Annotated in this window: 15 protein-coding genes; 3 read left to right on the forward strand and 12 right to left on the reverse strand. The window is 58.9% G+C overall.

Annotation, left to right across the window (positions count from 1 at the left end; all coding sequences use genetic code 11):
- The 12 genes from AACY36_RS09125 to AACY36_RS09180 form a co-directional block, all read right to left on the reverse strand.
- Positions 1–1,492, reverse strand: a 1,492-nt coding sequence (locus AACY36_RS09125) for a type VI secretion system Vgr family protein (protein WP_339416749.1), incomplete at its 3' end; no start/stop codon positions are given.
- A gap of 2 nt (positions 1,493–1,494) precedes the next feature.
- Positions 1,495–4,152 carry a type VI secretion system ATPase TssH gene (gene tssH / locus AACY36_RS09130; RefSeq protein ID WP_339416748.1) on the reverse strand — a complete coding sequence of 886 codons (2,658 nt, stop codon included), beginning with the start codon at positions 4,150–4,152 and terminating at the stop codon, positions 1,495–1,497.
- Between the two features lie 143 nt (positions 4,153–4,295).
- Positions 4,296–4,787 carry an Hcp family type VI secretion system effector gene (locus AACY36_RS09135; RefSeq protein WP_124377347.1) on the reverse strand — a complete coding sequence of 164 codons (492 nt, stop codon included), beginning with the start codon at positions 4,785–4,787 and terminating at the stop codon, positions 4,296–4,298.
- Positions 4,788–4,802: 15 nt separating this feature from the next.
- A complete protein-coding gene (locus AACY36_RS09140; RefSeq protein WP_339416747.1) occupies positions 4,803–6,530 on the reverse strand; it encodes an OmpA family protein in 1,728 nt (575 codons plus the stop codon).
- An 8-nt stretch (positions 6,531–6,538) separates the two neighbouring features.
- Positions 6,539–7,219: a type VI secretion system protein TssL, short form gene (gene tssL / locus AACY36_RS09145; RefSeq protein WP_339427386.1), complete on the reverse strand. Its 681-nt coding sequence runs from the start codon at positions 7,217–7,219 to the stop codon at positions 6,539–6,541.
- Positions 7,216–8,571: a type VI secretion system baseplate subunit TssK gene (gene tssK / locus AACY36_RS09150; protein ID WP_339416745.1), complete on the reverse strand. Its 1,356-nt coding sequence runs from the start codon at positions 8,569–8,571 to the stop codon at positions 7,216–7,218. The genes tssL and tssK overlap by 4 nt, the downstream gene beginning before the upstream one ends.
- A 24-nt stretch (positions 8,572–8,595) precedes the next feature.
- The gene (gene tssC, locus AACY36_RS09155) at positions 8,596–10,137 is read right to left on the reverse strand and encodes a type VI secretion system contractile sheath large subunit (protein ID WP_339427388.1); all 1,542 of its coding nucleotides are present in this window, start codon (positions 10,135–10,137) and stop codon (positions 8,596–8,598) included.
- Between the two features lie 34 nt (positions 10,138–10,171).
- On the reverse strand, positions 10,172–10,675 hold the full coding sequence (gene tssB, locus AACY36_RS09160) for a type VI secretion system contractile sheath small subunit (RefSeq protein WP_339416743.1): 504 nt from the start codon (positions 10,673–10,675) through the stop codon (positions 10,172–10,174).
- A 1,253-nt stretch (positions 10,676–11,928) separates the two neighbouring features.
- The gene (locus tag AACY36_RS09165) at positions 11,929–13,761 is read right to left on the reverse strand and encodes an ABC transporter ATP-binding protein (protein ID WP_339497005.1); all 1,833 of its coding nucleotides are present in this window, start codon (positions 13,759–13,761) and stop codon (positions 11,929–11,931) included.
- Positions 13,762–13,844: 83 nt separating this feature from the next.
- The gene (locus AACY36_RS09170) at positions 13,845–14,408 is read right to left on the reverse strand and encodes a peptidylprolyl isomerase (protein WP_065873821.1); all 564 of its coding nucleotides are present in this window, start codon (positions 14,406–14,408) and stop codon (positions 13,845–13,847) included.
- Between the two features lie 3 nt (positions 14,409–14,411).
- Positions 14,412–15,215 (reverse strand): alpha/beta fold hydrolase, encoded by an 804-nt coding sequence (locus tag AACY36_RS09175; RefSeq protein ID WP_339427389.1) that lies wholly within the window; start codon positions 15,213–15,215, stop codon positions 14,412–14,414.
- A 14-nt stretch (positions 15,216–15,229) separates the two neighbouring features.
- Positions 15,230–16,153: a LysR family transcriptional regulator gene (locus AACY36_RS09180; RefSeq protein ID WP_339416736.1), complete on the reverse strand. Its 924-nt coding sequence runs from the start codon at positions 16,151–16,153 to the stop codon at positions 15,230–15,232.
- 49 nt (positions 16,154–16,202) lie between these two features.
- Here AACY36_RS09180 and AACY36_RS09185 point away from each other — a divergent pair, with 49 nt between their 5' ends.
- The 3 genes from AACY36_RS09185 to AACY36_RS09195 all read left to right on the forward strand — a co-directional run bounded on the left by AACY36_RS09185 (position 16,203) and on the right by AACY36_RS09195 (position 18,337).
- Positions 16,203–16,517, forward strand: a complete 315-nt coding sequence (locus tag AACY36_RS09185) for a 3-phosphoglycerate kinase (protein WP_339416734.1) — start codon at positions 16,203–16,205, stop codon at positions 16,515–16,517.
- Between the two features lie 151 nt (positions 16,518–16,668).
- Positions 16,669–17,268, forward strand: coding sequence for an FMN-dependent NADH-azoreductase (locus AACY36_RS09190; protein WP_339427390.1), 600 nt, complete (start codon positions 16,669–16,671; stop codon positions 17,266–17,268).
- Positions 17,269–17,470: 202 nt separating this feature from the next.
- The gene (locus AACY36_RS09195; RefSeq protein ID WP_339427391.1) at positions 17,471–18,337 is read left to right on the forward strand and encodes a carboxylate/amino acid/amine transporter; all 867 of its coding nucleotides are present in this window, start codon (positions 17,471–17,473) and stop codon (positions 18,335–18,337) included.
- The last annotated feature ends 6 nt before the right edge of the window (positions 18,338–18,343 follow it).

Genomic DNA, 18,343 nt, shown 5'->3' on the forward strand with positions numbered 1-18,343 from the left:
GCACGTTGCGCGTGTAGTCGCGTTTACCCAGCGTCACGTGGTCGGGGTGCTGGCTGTCGTGCAGGGCATGGGCGATGTACGGACGGTCCGGGTCGCCCTGTTCAAAGGCAATGGCGACTTCGGTGCCAGGAATCAGCGGCAGGTGCAGACCGTGGGTATCGCCGGCGTAGGGTCGGGCCAGGCGTAGCCACAAGCTTTCTTCACCGGGTTTCCAACTGTCGCGGTCAAACAGGAAGCTGACTTTGTAGCGCCCTTCGATATCGATGTGGCCGTAGGGGTCGTGCTCCTGCGGGCTGGTGACACGGGCCGGGACGGTGCCGGCAATTTGCGGTTTATCTTTCAGCTCCGGGCGAAAACACACCGTTTCCGAGTAGGGAATGGCCTCAAAGCTGACCTCAAAACTACGGTCGCGAGCAGCGCGGATGGTCAAATGAGTGATCACCGCACCCGGTGCAAAAGCCTGCGGGGCGCCACCGGATATTTTAAGCACCTGACCAGGCGCCAAGGTGGCGCTGCTGCTGATGCCGCTAAGTTGCGTCTGGCCATTGAGGTAACGTTCATGACGCAGGCGTGCATAGAAAAAACCGCTTTCGCTTTGCAGGTCTTCGTCATGGGCATAGGGATCACCCAGTACGGTGTACGGTTCGGCGTAGTGGTAGGCCTCACCGTAGGTGGTGCTGGCACCACGGGTTTGATCAACATCGCCATTCAGGTGGGCCGTGGCAACACGGTGATGGTAGGCGCGGATGTTGACGTGTTTTTCTACGACTTGATGGCTGGATTGCAAGGCCCACACGCCATCCTGCCCGCTGCTGCTTAGGCCCGACTGAGGGCGGTACGCCAGCGCGACGTCGAACTGATAGTGACGTTGGTCATCGTGAAACTCCACCACGTCGATGTTCAGGCGCTCGTCACGGGTGAAGCGGTACCAGATGCCGACGTCGGCCAGCAGACGGTTGATGAAGGCCAGATCGCTTTCGCCGTACTGCATGACTTGTTCGCGCTTGGGGTATTCACGCACTAGGTTGAAGAGAAAGTCCTGGCCTTCAAAATCGTGGCGGGTACGCAGAATACTTTCGACGATCTGCGGCACCGACTGGTGTTGGTAGATCCGAAATTGCCGGCCTTGGCCAAGCAGCGCCAGGTGTGGTTCGAGGGTGATTTCGTAGCGGGCTTCATCAATGGAGCCGGACAGGCGTTTAAATCCGGTGACCACACCGTGCAGCGTGCGCAGTGGCTTGACCTTGGGCGCACTCAGGCCCAAAAACGGCAGGTTGTGCGGTGCACCGTGCAGGCTGAAACAGGCGTTCTGGCCGAGGATTTTTTCGGCGCCGATATCGCTGTCGAAGCAGGTGAATTCAACACGGTAGTTGAACGGTTGGCTCAGGGCCTCTGAACCCTCGAAAGCGAGAACGTCGAGCCGTGCGTCAACGTCGCGAACGGTGAGTGTGTGACGGCTGTGATCGAAGAAAGTGCGCAGTTCGTTGAGCATGTTCAGACCTCCATGGCGACGGGTAATGTCGCGTCTTGGGTGTCTGTGAAATTCAGCACAATGCCTTCTTCATCGCTGTAGCCCAGGGTCACGCCGAGGATTTTCTGCTGGGCGGCCTGGCGTTGCAGCAATTGCTGACTGAGCACCGGCAGGATCTGCTGATTGAGCAGACTGTCGATGTTGCGCGCTCCCGTGTCAGGCAGCAGGCAGGCGGTCACCAGGGCCTCGTTGAGGGCTGCGTCGATCTGGCAATCCAACCCGTAGTGGCGCTGCAGACGTTTGGCGACCTGAGCAAGCTTGATCGCGACGATGTTTTTGAGGGCGTCGGCTTGCAGCGGGCGGTAGATCAAAGTCTGGAAGCGCGCCAACAGGGCCGGCTGGAAGTGCTCGCGCAGGATCGGGCGCAGCAGCTCGTGCAGAATGCTGTCCGGCGCGCCGGGGAACTCTTGCAGGCAGGCTTGCAGTTCATCGCTACCCAGGTTGGAGGTCATCAGAATGACCGTATTACGAAAGTCGATTTCCCGTCCTTCGCCATCACGCATGCAGCCACGGTCGAAGACTTGATAAAAAAGATTGAGGACGTCGCGGTGCGCTTTTTCTACCTCATCGAGTAGCACCACGCTGTAAGGACGTTGACGCACCGCTTCAGTGAGCACACCGCCCTGGCCATAACCGACGTAACCGGGCGGCGAGCCTTTGAGCTGGCTGACCGTGTGGGCTTCCTGGTATTCCGAGAGGTTGATGGTGATCAGTGATTTTTCGCCACCGAACAGCTTGTCGGCCAGGGCCAGGGCGGTTTCGGTCTTGCCGACGCCACTGGTGCCCACCAGCAGGAACACACCCAGCGGTGCCTTCTCGTCCGTGAGTCCGGTCTTGGCCGCACGCAGGCGTTGGGCCAAGGCGCCGAGGGCGTGGTCCTGGCCGATCACTTGTTCACCCAGTTGTTGCTCCAGCTCCAGCAGGTTGGCTTGTTCGTCCTTTAGCAAGCTGCCCAGCGGCACGCCGGTCCAGTCGGCAATCACTTCGGCCACGCTGCGGGCGTCAACGTCCAGGGAGAGCAATGGCTGGTTGCCCTGGGCGTCGCTCAGTTGTTGTTGCAGGTGCAGGCAAGCGTCCATCCGTGGCGGTTCGGCCTGACGGGCATCAAGCAGTTGTTGGGTGAGGTCGAGTTCGCGGCGGTATTGCTCCTCAAGCTCTAGTTGCTGGCGGTGCAGGTCGGCGTGTTGCGCAGCGATGATCGCCAAACGCTCGCCTGCGGAGCTGCCACTCAGTTGTTGATCTTCTTCTAGGGCTTGACGCTCCAGCTCCAGGGCGGTCTGCCGGGCCTTGATGCGGACCAGCGCCTGGGGCTCGCAATCGAGGCTCATGCGTACCCTTGCGCTGGCGGTATCCAGCAGGTCGACGGCCTTGTCCGGCAGTTGGCGGCCGGTCAGGTAGCGCCGCGACAGGTTGACCGCCGCCTGTACCGCAGCGTCCAGAATATGCACGCCATGGTGGCTGGCATAACGCGCCTTGAGGCCGCGCAGCATCAGGCTGGCGTTGGCGTCATCCGGTTCGTCGACCTTGACCATCTGGAAACGTCGTTCCAGGGCGGCGTCACGTTCAAAATACTGTTTGTATTCGCTCCAGGTCGTGGCTGCGATGGTGCGCAACTCGCCGCGCGCCAGGGCAGGCTTGAGTAGGTTGGCGGCGTCAGCACCGCCGGCCTGGTTGCCGGCGCCGATCAGGGTGTGCGCTTCGTCGATAAACAGCAGTACCGGGTGAGGCGATTGCTGCACGGCGTCGATGACGTTTTTCAGGCGTTGTTCGAACTCGCCTTTCACCCCGGCGCCGGCCTGCAGCAGGCCCAGATCCAGCGTGCGAACACTGACAGGCTTGAGGCTGTCAGGGACATTGCCTTCAACGATGCGCAATGCAAGGCCTTCAACCAGCGCGGTTTTACCCACCCCGGGTTCACCCACCAAGATCGGGTTGTTCTTGCGCCGGCGACTGAGAATGTCGATGACCTGCCTAATCTCATCGTCACGGCCGAACACCGGATCGATCTGTCCCGCCCAGGCCTTAGCGGTAACGTCGTGGGTGAATTTGTCCAAGATGACTTTCAGGGCTTCTGACTTGTCCGCACTGGATGAAGCCTGTGTTACAGAGGTCTCGGTTCGGTTCAGCACGGCCTCTTGTTGCACCTGTGGCCGCTCTTCGGAATGCTGGTCGAGCATTTCGAATAACCGCTGTAACTGGGTGTCGCTGATACTGAGCAGCGGCCAGGCGGCATCACAGGTGAGCAGGCTGGGCGTCTCCAGCAGTGCGCCGAGCAGGTGGGCCGAGCGCAACGTGTCGTTGTTGCCATCCAGGGATGCCTGCAACCAGGCGTTCTTGATCAGTTGTTGCAGCTTGCCACACAGCTGCGGCTTGGCCTGCACACTGCGCGGCAGACTGTCGAGGTGATCGAGCAGGCCGCGCCAGAGTGCATCCATATCCCATTCGTAGCGACGGGCGATGAGGGTCAGGTCGCCTTCGCCCTGCTCCAGCAACTTGAGCAACCAGTGCTCGATACTGATCAGCCCATGGGCGCGGCTCTGGCACAAGGATGCCGCCGCGCTCAGTGCCTGAGCGCAATAGGGGTTGAGGCGGCGAAGCAAACGGGCAGAACTCTGAGCCATGGGATACATCCCTGTTGTGGATTTTCGGTGTGCCGTCTACAGCACAGACAGTTCGATGTGTTTGGCTCAGCGCCCGCGAGCGGACGCTCAACCCTGCACACCGCGAACCAGCAGACGGAAACCCGCCTGCTGGCCTTCTCGCATCAGGCGCTCTGGCGTTCGTTCCAGGAATCGGAGTGAATGATGTTGCCGTCTTTGTAGGTCCAGGTGACCTTCTCGTAACGCAGCTCGATCTGCTCCAGGTGGTTGTGCTTTTCCTTGCTCGGGTCTTTGACGTCGTGCATTTTCGGCGCGACTTTTACGACCTTGACGTTTTCCAGCTTGGTGATGAAGTACTCGACTTCCTGGCCGGCGTCATCGATGCGGTACCACTTGAACTCGGCGCTCTTGAGGGTCTGGCCAGTGGTCACCGCCTTGTACAGGTAAGGACTGGACGCATCGATTTCCTTGGAGAACAGGAACGGGGTGTGCACCCGGGTGCCAGTCAGCTTGCCGGTGTTGTTGTCGGTGGGGATGTACAGGCTGTGGTCCTGGGCGATGACCTCGATACTGCCTTCGCGCTTTTGTACGTCCACGGACCCTTTGATTTCAGCACCGCCGTCATCTTGCAGCCAGAGGTAAACGGGAATAGCCATGTAAAGCTCCTTTTCTCAAAATTTGAATGCCGCTGGATGCGGCCGGGGGTGTCTGTCCAGCACCGCTGTGGGCAACGCACAGGCCCCCACCTCCGGCACCAGACGGATATCGACGCGACGGTTGGCAGCACGCCCAACCTCGGTGTCATTGCTGGCCACTGGCTGGTTGGCACCAAAGCCCTGGACCGCAAAACAACTGTCGGGGATGTCGCCCATGCGCTGCATCCAGTCACGCACCGAGGCGGCGCGGGCGCGGGACAGTTCAAGGTTTTGCTCGGGGCTGCCGGTGACATCGGTATGCCCGGCAATAACAATCAGCCAGCCTGGCTGGGCCTTGATGTTGACCAGGGCGTTGATCAGCACCTTGGTCGAGCCAGCCTTAAGTTCAGCGCTGCCCGTGCCGAACAGTGACAGGCTGTCCAGGCGCACCGGGTTGGGAACCTTCGCAAGCGGGGGGGCTTTGGGCGGTTGTCGATGACTGGCGATGGTCGCCAACAGCGGCTGGCGCAAAATTTCGCCGCGATACAGTCCCAGGCCCAGTGCCAGCGGTTCGCCCTGTCGGTAGTAGTCGTCCAGGCGACTGGCATCTTGGCGCAACACTGCAACAGCGTTTTCACGCAAGACGAATTGGGGTTGGTCACGACGCTCGGCTGGGGGAATGGAGGCATAGCGTCGCAAGTCGTCACTGACCTGCCGCAGCAGCAGGTTGTTCTGCCATGCCGAGCTGGCCAGGGCCACGACGCCAGCTACCGCAAACAACCAGCACGCCACTACACTTGCCCACAGGGCTGGGGAGCGTCGGGCGTGGAGCGGCAGCAGATTCAGCAAGGGATCAGGAAACGGTAAAGCCGGACTTACCTCCACCAGCGGTTGCCCGGCATCACTCAACCCCACCTTGTCACGTAACCATTGTTGCCATAGATTGCCGGCGACCTGTAGGGGTAGAACCGGTACCAGAGTGATGGCGCAGGCCAGTGGGTGATGAGTGTCACGGGGCTCGAAGTGCGGAAGTAGTGTTTCCTTCAGCCACGTCGCCACGCTGCTGACCTGAACGCTCCTGCACAAACGTGCGGCGTAGGTTGCACTGTCGGCGGCCTGCCGCTGCCAGTCGGTCAGGCTGATACAGGCACCAGCCTCGCGCACCAGAGGGCTGGGTTGACCGGCCTCCCAACTGAACCAGGTCCTTTCGCCTTTTGCGGCTTGCACATAACTCACCAGCATTAGCGGCAGTGCCAGGCCGCGCTTGCGCACCAGGGCGAGCTGATGGCAAAAGACGCGCACCTGACCCGCAAGCTCTGCTGCGTCGGTGTGCTCGCCGGGGTTGGCAACAAACATGACGCTAAGTTGCCCACCCCAGTCCGGGCGAAAGGCCTGGATGCCCGTGATGATCGGTAATAGTTGCTCAAGGCTGGGGATACGCACATAACACCCCTGCGAGGTGGTGCGCAGGGCCAATTGGTCAGCTGGCACCGCACCGAATAGACCACTCAGGCCATCGCCACAGACCAATATCACCGGCTGACGGTAGGCAGTCGGTGGCAGGAAGGTATCGCCGACCAACACCAACTGCTGGCCCTGCCGTGCAAAACGGCGTCCCACCCGGACCCAGGCCCAGGCGACCACGATCACAACGACCAATGCCGCCACGGCACTTATCCAGCCGGCGAACGGTATGACCATCAGCAGCATCAAGGCAAGCGTGCCGCCCCACAGCCAAAGGTTTTGTGTCAGCTTGAGCGTCATACCACCACTCACGCCTGGCCAGGTACAAGCGTGGCGATCAGACTGCCCAGCCAGTGATCCAACCCCCACCAAGCACCGATCAGTAACAGGCCCGCCGCCAGGATATGAACCAGTGGAGATCGCAACCCACGCAGAGGATTCATTCGATGGCCGATGCCCTGGGTCATGACCGCCTGGTTGAGCGCCAGGGGGGCGACCCGTGCATTCAACGCGTCCAGCAGTTGCTCACGCTCGGGATCGCCCACGTTACGGTACCGGCCCTGAAAGCCGAGCATCAGGACCCGCTGAAAGGCTGTCAGTACCAGTACGTCAGGCGAGGGCTGGCGAAGTGATTCGCGCATGTCTTCATACAAAAACTCACCGGCCTGGTGGCGATTGAAGAACTTGGCCTGCAAGGGCTCACTGGCCCATTGGGCATGGGCATCACCCTTGGCACAGCTGAGCGCGGTCTCGTCCAGCAAGGCACACAGGGCGTGACTGATCAGCTCAATGCTGCGTGTGTTTATGTTCGCATCCTTGAGCCCCTGCTGGACCTGCTCGACCTGCTTCTCGCAGCGTTTCCACAGTTCCGGACCATCTTGTATCGAGGCGCCCTGGCGCAGTTCGACGACCAGTAGGTAGCTGTCTTGCAACAGCGCATCAAGCTCCTGCGCGGTGACGGCATGTTTTTTCGAGGGAGTCAGATTCATGCGCGCAGTACCGCAAACAGTTCGAGTTTGATGTCAACCAGCGTGCTCGGCACATAGAACGCGCAGGTCCCTTCAGCCAGCATCGCTTGCCCTTTGGCATGGCCCAGATCAAGGGCGAAGTACTGGTTTTCCAGGCGCAATGGAATGGCTGCTGGCACATGGCTGAGCGGCTGCAACGGCACACCGTCGAGGGCTGCGTTGACCAGGTAATCGACATCGTCCGGCGTCCCCACCTTGCACAGGCGCGGGAACTGGCTCTGCAACTGTGCCGCCGGCATTCGGCAGCGCACCGACAGGTAGAAGTCAGCACCGTCCCTCTCACGCAGGCGTGCATCGTTGAGTGTGACTTGCCAGCGATTAGCCCCCACTTCCTCCAACTCCAGGGCAATAACCCGCGACGGCAGACTGGCTTCCAGCAAGGTGGAGATGGTGCGCATCAGGGGCGGGAATACACTTTCCAGCTGTTCGTGTCGGTAAGCAGGAATACAGTCCAGGTCCTGCTCCAGCGAAAAAGTCAGCAGGCTGCCGGCCAGCTTGATCAGCTCCAGGTACACCTGTTCGGGGTGCCGTGCCGGATGTACCTTGAGGTCGGCCAGTACCGGTTGGTAGGTGTTCAATGCATTGAGCAACCAGAACAACGACACATCGGCCACGGCAAAATCCGCCATGCGCTGATTGCTCTCGCGGCGCATGCCCATCAGCCGTTGCCGCTTGGCGGACAATTGGGTCAGCAGGTTATCGAGCTGGGTCAGCAGCCCTGGATGGGCCGCGAAGCTGAGTAACGGCGGCACATAATCAGGATCAAGGTTCCACTCGCCCTGTCCGTCACGCACCAGACGTACGATCGGACAGGTCAGGTAATCGGCATTTTCGTCGTCAGCCAAGCGCAGGGTCAGGGCGTGCTCCAGCACGCCAATCGACTGCACCTCGTCGGCGTAGATATCCTGCACTTGCCGCCAATCCTGGCGATAACGCGTTGGCCGCTCGGCCCTCGCTCCGTCGAACACACAGTTATTGCCATTGGCTTGTTCCAGTGGCAACGCCAAGAGCAACGTAGCCTCTTGGGCGTCATCGGGCAGCAGGCGAGCCAACTCCAGGGCGGCTGGCAACCGATCCACATGGTCGGTATCGACCAACGTGCCATCAGGCATACGCACCCGCACATGAGTGGCCTTGAGCTTACCCAGGCGTAAGGCTTGCAGGTCGAACGCCACCCCCTGAACACCCCAGGGGTGTACCAGAGACAGATGGGCCACACTCTCGTTAGCCCAGGCCTCCCAGCGTGCCTGCTGCTGGAATTGTTGCGGGGACAGTAAGGCCCCCGCAGCCCACAGGGGGCGGTCGATCTTCATGACATCATTTCCCTACGAAGTGGCTTAGGCTTTTGCCTTGGGCATCTGCGAAACCAGCGACAAGTTCACGTCCATGCCTTCGACCTGAAAGTGCGGCACCGCGTACAGCTTGACGCGGAAGAAGCCAGGGTTGTCCTCGATGTCTTCTACCGTCACCTTGGCATCGCGCAGCGGGTGGGAGGCTTGCAAGTCGTCGCCAGGGTCGGTCATTTCGGTGACCAGGCCACCGATCCACTTGTTCAGCTCCAGTTCCAGCAAACGGCGGTCCTTGGTCGTCCCGATGTTTTCGCGCTGGATCAGCTTCAGGTAATGGGCGATGCGCGACAGCAGGAAGATGTACGGCAGACGCGCATTGATTCGGCTGTTGGCCGTGGCGTCAGCAGTGTCATACAGCGCCGGCTTTTGCGCCGAGTTGGCCGAGAAGAAACACGCGTAGTCGCGGTTCTTGTAGTACGACAGTGGGATGAACCCGAGGTTGGCGAATTCGAATTCGCGGGTTTCCGGAATCATTACCTCGGAAGGAATCTTCACCTGGTTGCCAGTGCCCAGGTCGTACAGGTGAATCGGCAGATCGGTGACTGCGCCACCCGATTGCGGTCCGCGAATCTGTACGCACCAACCGTTGGTGATAAAGCTCTTGACCATGTTGGCGGCGAAAGCGAACGAAGCGTTGGTCCACAGGTATTTCTCGTGATCCGGGCCCTTGACGCTTTCGCTATAGTTAAAGCTGCGCACCGGGACAGTGTCCGGGCCATACGGCAGACGACCCAGCACGCGGGGCATGAGCAAACCGATGTAACGGGAGTCGTCGCTGTCGCGGAACGCCTTCCACTTAATGTATTCGGCCCGGTCAAAGTAGTTGCCGATATCTTTGATCGCCGCCACTTCTTCCATCGACTGCTTGCCAAAGAACGCAGGACCTACGGAACCAATGAACGGCATGTGCGCCGCTGCTGCCACTTTGGAGATATTACGCAAAAGAGCAATATCCTGCGGGCCGCGATTGAACTCGTAGTTGGAAATCGCCGCTGCAATCGGCTCGCCACCCGGGGTGTCGTATTCCTGGGTGTAGGTGTGCAGATACAGACCGCTTTGGGCAATTTCAGGCGCATCTTCGAAGTCTTGGACCAGATGATCCTTGCTGATATCCAACAGTTCGATACGCACGTTCTGGCGGAAATCGGTCTGGTCAATCAACGATTTCACGCCGCGCCAAGTCGACTCGACACGCTGAAAGTCGGGATGATGCATGACCGCGTCGAGTTGACGGCTGATCTGTGCGTCCAACGACGCAATGTGTTCATCCAGCAGGGCTTTGTCTAGGCGCTCGACTTTATGTGACGACTGTTTGAGCAGGTCCAGGAAGACACTGACGGCCGCAGTGACCCGTTCATCCGCAGACGCTTCGGACAGGGCCTCGGAGTTTTGAAACGCTTCGATGCCACTCAACTGCGCAACCGGGCTGAGGTTGATCTTGGCGAACAAAGCGCCATAGATACCTTGGCCGCTGTCTGCGTCGTGGGTTTTAGTCAACTGCGAGGGTGCGGATGATTGTTCTGCGGACATGGTAAAAACTTCCTTATTAACGAACCGAGGGCAATTAACGATCTTCTTGTGGTGCCAGAGCGGCCAGTTCGACTCGTAGCTCGTCACTCAGCGCGTCATCTCTGAGGATGCGTTCCAGCTCGTGGCGGAAGGTCGCGTTGTCCAACAGGTTGGATTTGAGGTCGCGTAGCAGATTGCGCATCGCCAGCAGGGCTCGCAGTTGCGGAATTTGCCGCGCTACCTGCTCTGGCTCGAAATCTTTCATGCTCTGGAAATTCAACGCGACAGCGGTGTCGGCGTCATCATCGACCAGGGTATTTTCCACCGCCAATTTCAAGCTTGGAGAAAACTCAGCTAAGACACTGTCGAAGTTGTTTTTATTAATGCCTACCTTGCTTCTTTCTGATAACGAGCGCTGTTCTTTACCGTTACTGTAATCGCCCATCACCATCAGCTTCAGTGGTAATTCAATTTTTTTCTGTGCCCCGCCGGTGTGCAAATCGAGCTTGATATTGACCCGTGCCTTGGGCACTTCATTTTGAAAGCTGTTTGAAGCCATACATCCTCCAGACATAACTCTACGAGACGGAAGAACGCCATCACGAAAACCAGGCAGCTCAGAGCAAAATTACTATTTGGTGTATTGCGTGGTAGGAAATTACCGAGGAGGATTCTAGTCAGCTCACAAGATTAAAAACAACCAATAAATAATCAAGCGTTATGAAATACTCATGAGTCTTTATGAATTCAATTTTGTATGTAGGAAATTACCGAAATACTATGAGATCTGTCTGATGTTGATTTGCATGGCAGTGCCATACCACCCTCACAGCCCTTTGCAGTCCACGCGGAACGGGCCCCGCAGGGTGCCGAACGCAAAGTCTCAACAAGTAATAGTTCACCTGACGAAAGCTCGTATCGTTAGTTTGATTATCAGGAAATGAGGGGGTTTGCGCACCCTCAGTTAACGAGCAGCTTTTCGCGGAAGAACAGGTAGAAAGCTACTTGAGTTGATCGTGGTTTATACGATTGCGGCAGCGGTAGCGAAATATTATGTTGCACATTGTCGTGAGCAACCTGTAACTACTGAGTTTAAACATCGTTGAAATAATTTGCATTATGAGCATGTGAATATGGTCGTTTTCGATTGCAGGCTGTTACAGCTTTGGAATCTGCTGTCGATTGATGGTGGGTAGAGGGTGGGATGGAAACTGCTCATCCAATCCCGGCTGTAAGCGTTGTAGGCCCACCGTACAAATTGTTCGAGTAGCCGATCATTCTCCCTCTGTAGACGCTCGTTCTCACCTTTCAAACGCGCAATGCAGTCGTGTGCCACTTGCAGTTCGGGACTGCTGAACTTGTTCGCCCGGACCGAAGTTGAGAGTGCCTGTTTGCGCAACATGAACGCGCGCTGAATTCGCTCATGTTTATGCAAGGTAAACAATGATAAACCCTAGGCTACAATTCTGTTTACGCAAAAAAACGCGCTTTTTTTTATTATATTTTCATCACGACTATTTACGTTTTAATAGAAGTCAGCCCTTCTGACAAACCCCGCTGACAACCTGCGCCACGATGTACACCGGTAATTCCCTGGCCCGAAACCTTCCGCCAACACGCGGCCAACACCAACCAAACCGTACCTAACCCCGCTGTGACTGAACGCTTGAACACGTGCAACACGTCCTTGATAGATCGCTCTACCGAATCAGTAAATCAGTGATGCTCCCTGCAGATTTACTTCCGCGCCCGTGTGGGCAGTGCACTGCGTACAGCACGATTGCGGCTCCCACAGGGGATCGCGGTGTTGTTTCAGTCGATACCGACGAAGCCACCCGTCTGGTGCTGCCACAACCGCGCATACAACCCCCCATGCGCCAGCAACTCGGCATGGCTGCCACTCTCGGCAATCAGGCCCTTCTCCAGCACCACCAGGCGGTCCATCCGTGCAATGGTCGACAAGCGGTGCGCAATCGCAATCACCGTCTTGCCTTTCATCAAGGTCTCCAGGCTTTCCTGGATCGCCGCTTCCACTTCCGAGTCCAGGGCTGACGTGGCTTCGTCCATGATCAAAATCGGCGCGTCCTTGAGCAGTACGCGGGCGATGGCGATACGTTGGCGTTGCCCACCGGAGAGTTTCACGCCGCGCTCACCCACGTGAGCATCCAGCCCTGTACGGCCTTCAGCGTCCGAGAGCAGCGGGATGAACTCGTCGGCGCGGGCCTTGTGCACGGAGGCCCAGAGTTCTTCGTCGGTGGCGTCGGGCTTGCCGTACAGCAGATTGTCGCGGATCGAGCGGTGCAGCAACGAGGTGTCCTGGGTGATCATGCCGATCTGTGCGCGCAGGCTTTCCTGGGCGACCTCGGCGATATTCTGGCCGTCGATCAGGATGCGCCCGCCTTGCAGGTCGTAGAGTCGCAGCAACAGGTTGACCAGCGTCGACTTGCCCGCACCGGACGGGCCGATCAGGCCGATCTTTTCACCGGCCTTGATCTCAAGGTTAAGGCCGCCAATGATCCCGCTCTTCTTGCCGTAGTGGAAATCTACCTGCTCGAAGCGCACTTCGCCCCGGGGCACACTGAGGCGCGGGGCGTTGTCGCGGTCGATCACGGCCAGTGGCTGTGCGATGGTTTTCAGGCCGTCCTGCACCATGCCGATGTTTTCGAAAATGCCGTTGACCACCCACATGATCCAGCCGGACATGTTGACGATGCGAATGACCAGGCCGGTGGCCAGCGCGATGGCGCCCACGGAAATCAGCGACTGCGTCCACAGCCACAGCGCCAGGCCGCTGGTGGTGACAATCAGCAGGCCGTTCATGGTGGTGATCACCACGTCCATGCTGGTCACCACGCGGCTGGCCAGCTGGGTTTTTTCAGTCTGCTCGATGATCGCTTCCTTGGCGTATTCCTGCTCGGATTGAGTATGGGCAAACAGCTTCAAGGTGGTGATGTTGGTGTAGCCATCGACGATGCGGCCCATCAGTTTGGAGCGCGCCTCGGACGAAATCACCGAGCGCTCCTTCACGCGGGGCACGAAATAGCGCAATGCCAGGCTGTAGCAGATGATCCAGCTCACCAGTGGGATCATCAGGCGCCAGTCGGCCTCGGCAAACAGCACCAGGGAACTGATGGCGTAGATCGCCACGTGCCAGATCGCGTCCACCGCAGCCACGGCAGAGTCACGCAGCGAGTTGCCGGTTTGCATGATGCGCTGGGCGATACGCCCGGCGAAGTCATTCTGGAAGAAGTTCAGGCTCTGCTTGAGTACGTAGTTATGGTTCTGCCAGCGGATCAGGCTGGTCATGCCGGGGCTAATGGTCTGGTGCACCAGCAGGTCGTGCAGGGCGCCGAAGATCGGACGCAGCAACAGGGCAACTACGGCCATCCAGATCAGCTCGGTGCTGTGGACCTGGAAGAAGTTGGCGGGCGGCGTGCCTTGGGCCAGGTCGATGATACGGCTCAGGTAGCTGAACAGCGCGACTTCGATCAATGCGCCGATCAAGCCCACCACCAACAGCGCGGCAAAACACGGCCACACCTGGCGCAGGTAGTAGAGGTAGAACGGCAGGACTTTATCGGGCGGGGCGGCGCTTGGCGCGTCGCGGAAAATATCGATCAGTTGTTCAAAACGACGATAGAGCATTAGGGTTGACGCCCGCCTGGCGGGCTCTCCTGTTCAAATGCGCGCGTAGCCTTGTGGGCTGCGCACGGAGCTTCCTGCAGACCTCAGTCGATGCGCTTGGCCGACTTGATGTAGACAGGATCGATAGGCACGTTCTGCATGCCTTGCTTGGTGGTGGTCTGCGAATTGACGATCACGTCGACCACGTCCATGCCCTTGACCACTTTGGCGAATACGGCATAACCGCGATCACGGCCTGGGTCGAGGAAAGCGTTGTCGGCCACATTGATGAAGAACTGGCTGGTGGCCGAATCCGGATCACTGGTGCGCGCCATGGACAAGGTGCCACGTACGTTATGCAGGCCATTGCTGGCTTCGTTCTTGATCGGCGCTTCGGTTGGCTTTTGCGACATCGATTGGGTGAACCCACCGCCCTGGACCATGAAGCCCGGGATCACACGGTGGAAAATCGTGTTGTTGTAGAAGCCCTTGTCGACATAGGCCAGGAAATTCTTGGTGCTGATCGGGGCCTTGACCGGGTCCAGTTCGATTTCAATGTCGCCGTTGGTGGTGGTGATCAGTACGTGAGGCGCCTTGGCGGGTTCGGCCGCCATCAGGTTGGCAGCGAACAAAACAGAACCGGCAAGAAAGGCGATTTTTTTCAGCATGGGTCAATGATCCTGGGTAGTGGTTTCGACTGTCTTTAGAAAATCGAGCAGCGTGGCGTTAAAGACTTCAGGTTGATCTAAGGGCGTGGCATGGCGGGAATCTCTGATCACCACCAGTCGCGCATCGGGCAGCAGTTTTACATAGTTTTCTTTTTGCGCCACGGGGGTGTAGTCGTGGTCGGCGCTGATGACCAGGGTTGGACAGGCAATCCTCGAAAGGCGTTCCTGCACACCCCAGCCTACAATCGCATCGAAGCTGGCGAGATAAGCACGTTTGTCGTTTTTTGCCCAGCGTTCGGCCATCTTGCGGCGCAGGTCGGCCTGGTGCGGGTTGGGAAACAAGCGGTCGCCCAGCGCCTTGCCGATAGTGGCGAGGCTGAACACGCGCGCCAGGCTCCAGCGCTTGGCCCACTGCCAGTAATCATCGGCGCTGCGTACCTTCACCTCCGGCGCGCTGTTGACGATGCACAGGCTCTTGACCCGCGCCGGTTCATCCACCGCCAGTTGGAAGGCAATCATGCCGCCCATGGATAAACCCACCACATGGGCGGGCGGCAGGTCCAGGTGTTCGATCAGCGCGAGCAGATCAAAGGTGAAGCCCTGGATGCTGTAGCGTTCGTGCGGTTTATCCGAGCGCCCGTGACCGCGCACATCCACCACGAGCAGGCGGTAATGTTTGGCCAGCACCGGAATCTGCAGCTCCCAATCCTGGCAACTTGAGCCCAGGCCGTGGATCAGGATCAGCGGGGTGCCGTGGCCGTATTCTTCGTAGTGCAGGCTGCATCCTTCGTGGTCGAACCAGGCCATGCATGAACTCCGTTTCAGGCTTGCCGGGGGGCGGCGAAAGGCGCGTCCAGGGGTGCCGTGTCAAAGGCGCGCAGCAGTTCCACGAGGATCTGCGTCGCCGGCCCCAAGGGTTTGTCTTTGTTGGAATACAGGTAGAACGTGGGGTGGCGGCTGCCACCTTGTTCCAAGGGTAGCTGCTTGAGCACGCCTTCGGTGAGTTCACGTTCGATCATATGCCGAGGCAACCAGGCAAAGCCCAGGCCGCTGCCCACAAAGGCGGCGGCGGTGGCCAGGCTGCCGACGGTCCAGCGCTGTTCGGCGCCGAGCCAGCCCACATCGCGCGGTTGCTGGCGACCGGAGTCGCGGATCACCACCTGCATCTGGCTTTCCAGGTCCTGGAAACTCAGTTCGCGATTCATGCGGTGCAGGGTGTGCTCGGGGTGGGCCACGGCGACAAATTCCACATCGCTCATTTCCGTGCCCAGGTAGCCGGGGATGCTAAAGCCGCAAATCGCCAGGTCGGCCACGCCTTCAATCAGCAGCTCTTCAACGCCCGACAGCACCTCCTCACGCAGGCGCACGCGGCAACCACGGCTCTGCGGCATGAAGGCGGAGAGGGCGCGTACAAGGCGCGCGTTCGGATAGGCCGCGTCCACCACCAGACGGACCTCGGCTTCCCAGCCCTGCTCCATATGGTGCGCGAGGTCTTCCAGCTGGCTGGCGTTTTTCACCAGTTGCCGGGAGCGGCGCAACAGCACTTCACCGGCGTCGGTGAGCACCGCCTTGCGCCCATCAATGCGCAGCAGCGGTACACCGAGCTGGTCTTGCATGCGGGCCACGGTGTAGCTCACCGAAGACTGCGAACGGTGCAGCGCTTCGGCCGCCTGGGCGAAGCCGCCATGGTCGACCACGGCTTGCAACGTGCGCCACTGATCGAGGGTAACGCGGGGCGCTTTCAAGATGGGTTCCTCTTGTCCTAAGCTGACAGCCCTTATTGGAGACTGCCGAATGAGAAAATTCTGTTGTGTGTTGCTGGCGCTGCTGCCGATGAGCGCATTTGCCTACCCCATCGACGTCAAAAAAAAGATCGACGGCGTCAGTATCGATTACACCACCTACGATGTGGACGGCGATATCAGTTCGATCCAGCTCAATAACTACGGCACGATTGACGCCGTATGCTCGGTAACCTTCACCAACGGCCCGGAATCACCGCGTCGCCGTACGGTCACGGTGCCGGCGGGAAAAAGCACGAACACCACGGCCAAGTTCAACCGCGCCATTATCAAGATGCGCATCGCCTTGGCTTGCGCGCCGAAGTAACCCGAGAGCGGAGCATGCCGACAGCGATACTCCGTTTATAAGCAGATTTATAGATGGGTTATAGCAGTTTTTTGCGCTTTTTAATCGAATTGGCTCTGTTTAATCTTCACTCCATCGAATTACAGCAATTACAGATGGAGCCTACAAAGCCATGTCCAATGTTCTGATCATCGAAAGCAGCGCCCGCCAGCAGGATTCGATTTCCCGCCAACTCACCCGGCAGTTCATCAGCCAATGGCAGGCCGCCCACTCGGCGGATCAGATCACTGTGCGTGACGTGGCCCTCAACCCGGTCCCGCACCTGGACGCCAACTTGCTCGGCGGCTGGATGAAACCTGCGGATCAACGCAACGGCAACGAGCAGGCGTCCCTGGAGCGCTCCGACGAATTGACCAACGAACTGCTGGCGGCCGACGTATTGGTGATGGCTGCACCGATGTACAACTTTGCCATCCCCAGCACCCTCAAGGCCTGGCTGGATCACGTGTTGCGTGCGGGTGTGACCTTCAAATACACCGCCACCGGCCCTCAGGGTTTGCTGGCCGGCAAGCGCGCCATCGTGCTCACCGCGCGCGGCGGCATCCACACGGGTGCCACCTCCGATCACCAGGAACCCTACCTGCGTCAGGTTATGGCATTCATCGGGATTCACGACGTCACCTTCATTCACGCCGAAGGGGTGAACCTGAGTGGGGACTTCCAGGAAAAAGGCATTAACCACGCCAAGGCGCTGCTGGCACAGGTCGCCTGATCTTTTAATCGCCAGATAATCCCTCGATGTTTATCTAGCTCCACGCAACCCTTCAAGTACGCGTATCGAACCTCCCTTTGCACTTTTTGCTCCTGAGTGCTCCTGCCCGACTGACGCATTAGCGAGGTCGGGTTTTTTTTGCCCCGAGTTTCTTCAATCGTCGAAAACCTTTAATGTCCCGCCCATTCGAAATGAGGCGCGCATGGGCTATCTACTGGTTGTCACTCTGATTCAGGCATTTTCCTTCAGCTTGATCGGCGAATACCTCGCCGGTCACGTCGACAGCTACTTTGCCGTGCTGGTGCGCGTGTTGCTGGCCGGGCTGATATTTATCCCGCTGACGCGCTGGCGTTCGGTGGAGCCAGCCTTCATGCGCGGCATGCTGGTGATTGGCGCGCTGCAGTTTGGCGTGACCTACGTGTGCCTGTACCTGAGCTTTCGCGTGCTCACGGTGCCGGAGGTGCTGCTGTTCACCATTCTCACGCCGCTGCACGTGACCCTTATCGAAGATGCCCTCAACCGCCGTTTCAACCCCTGGGCGTTGATCGCCGCGTTGGTGGCGGTAGCCGGCGCGGCGGTGATCCGTTTCGACCAGATCACCCCGCACTTCCTTGGGGGCTTCCTGCTGTTGCAACTGGCCAACTTCACCTACGCCGCCGGGCAGGTGATGTACAAGCACTTGGTCGCTCGTTATCCCAGTGATTTGCCGCACTACCGACGCTTTGGTTACTTTTACGTGGGCGCGTTGCTGGTGGTGTTGCCGGCGTTCCTGCTGTTCGGCAAGTCGAACTTTCTGCCGGAAGCACCGCTGCAATGGGGCGTGCTGGTGTTTCTTGGACTGGTCAGCACCGCCCTGGGGATGTATTGGTGGAACAAAGGCGCCTGCCTGGTCCATGGCGGCACCTTGGCGGTGATGAACAATCTGCATGTGCCGGTGGGGCTGCTGCTGAACCTGCTGATCTGGAGCCAGCACGAACCGCTGGGCCGCTTGGCCTTGGGTGGGTTGGTGATTCTGGGGGCGGTGTGGATCAGTCGGTTGGGTGTGCGAAAGGCGCCATTGTTACGCTGAACCCCT

The sequence above is a fragment of the Pseudomonas sp. EA_15y_Pfl1_P101 genome, from assembly GCF_963970835.1.
In the GTDB taxonomy this organism is placed as follows: domain Bacteria; phylum Pseudomonadota; class Gammaproteobacteria; order Pseudomonadales; family Pseudomonadaceae; genus Aquipseudomonas; species Aquipseudomonas tritici.

Bases quoted from the DNA above. Each gene is read 5' to 3' on its own strand.
- tssH (WP_339416748.1), bottom strand. From the start codon at position 4,152: ATGGCTCAGAGTTCTGCCCGTTTGCTTCGCCGCCTCAACCCCTATTGC.
- AACY36_RS09135 (WP_124377347.1), bottom strand. From the start codon at position 4,787: ATGGCTATTCCCGTTTACCTCTGGCTGCAAGATGACGGCGGTGCTGAA.
- AACY36_RS09140 (WP_339416747.1), bottom strand. From the start codon at position 6,530: ATGACGCTCAAGCTGACACAAAACCTTTGGCTGTGGGGCGGCACGCTT.
- tssL (WP_339427386.1), bottom strand. From the start codon at position 7,219: ATGAATCTGACTCCCTCGAAAAAACATGCCGTCACCGCGCAGGAGCTT.
- tssK (WP_339416745.1), bottom strand. From the start codon at position 8,571: ATGAAGATCGACCGCCCCCTGTGGGCTGCGGGGGCCTTACTGTCCCCG.
- tssC (WP_339427388.1), bottom strand. From the start codon at position 10,137: ATGTCCGCAGAACAATCATCCGCACCCTCGCAGTTGACTAAAACCCAC.
- tssB (WP_339416743.1), bottom strand. From the start codon at position 10,675: ATGGCTTCAAACAGCTTTCAAAATGAAGTGCCCAAGGCACGGGTCAAT.
- AACY36_RS09165 (WP_339497005.1), bottom strand. From the start codon at position 13,761: ATGCTCTATCGTCGTTTTGAACAACTGATCGATATTTTCCGCGACGCG.
- AACY36_RS09170 (WP_065873821.1), bottom strand. From the start codon at position 14,408: ATGCTGAAAAAAATCGCCTTTCTTGCCGGTTCTGTTTTGTTCGCTGCC.
- AACY36_RS09175 (WP_339427389.1), bottom strand. From the start codon at position 15,215: ATGGCCTGGTTCGACCACGAAGGATGCAGCCTGCACTACGAAGAATAC.
- AACY36_RS09185 (WP_339416734.1), top strand. From the start codon at position 16,203: ATGAGAAAATTCTGTTGTGTGTTGCTGGCGCTGCTGCCGATGAGCGCA.
- AACY36_RS09190 (WP_339427390.1), top strand. From the start codon at position 16,669: ATGTCCAATGTTCTGATCATCGAAAGCAGCGCCCGCCAGCAGGATTCG.
- AACY36_RS09195 (WP_339427391.1), top strand. From the start codon at position 17,471: ATGGGCTATCTACTGGTTGTCACTCTGATTCAGGCATTTTCCTTCAGC.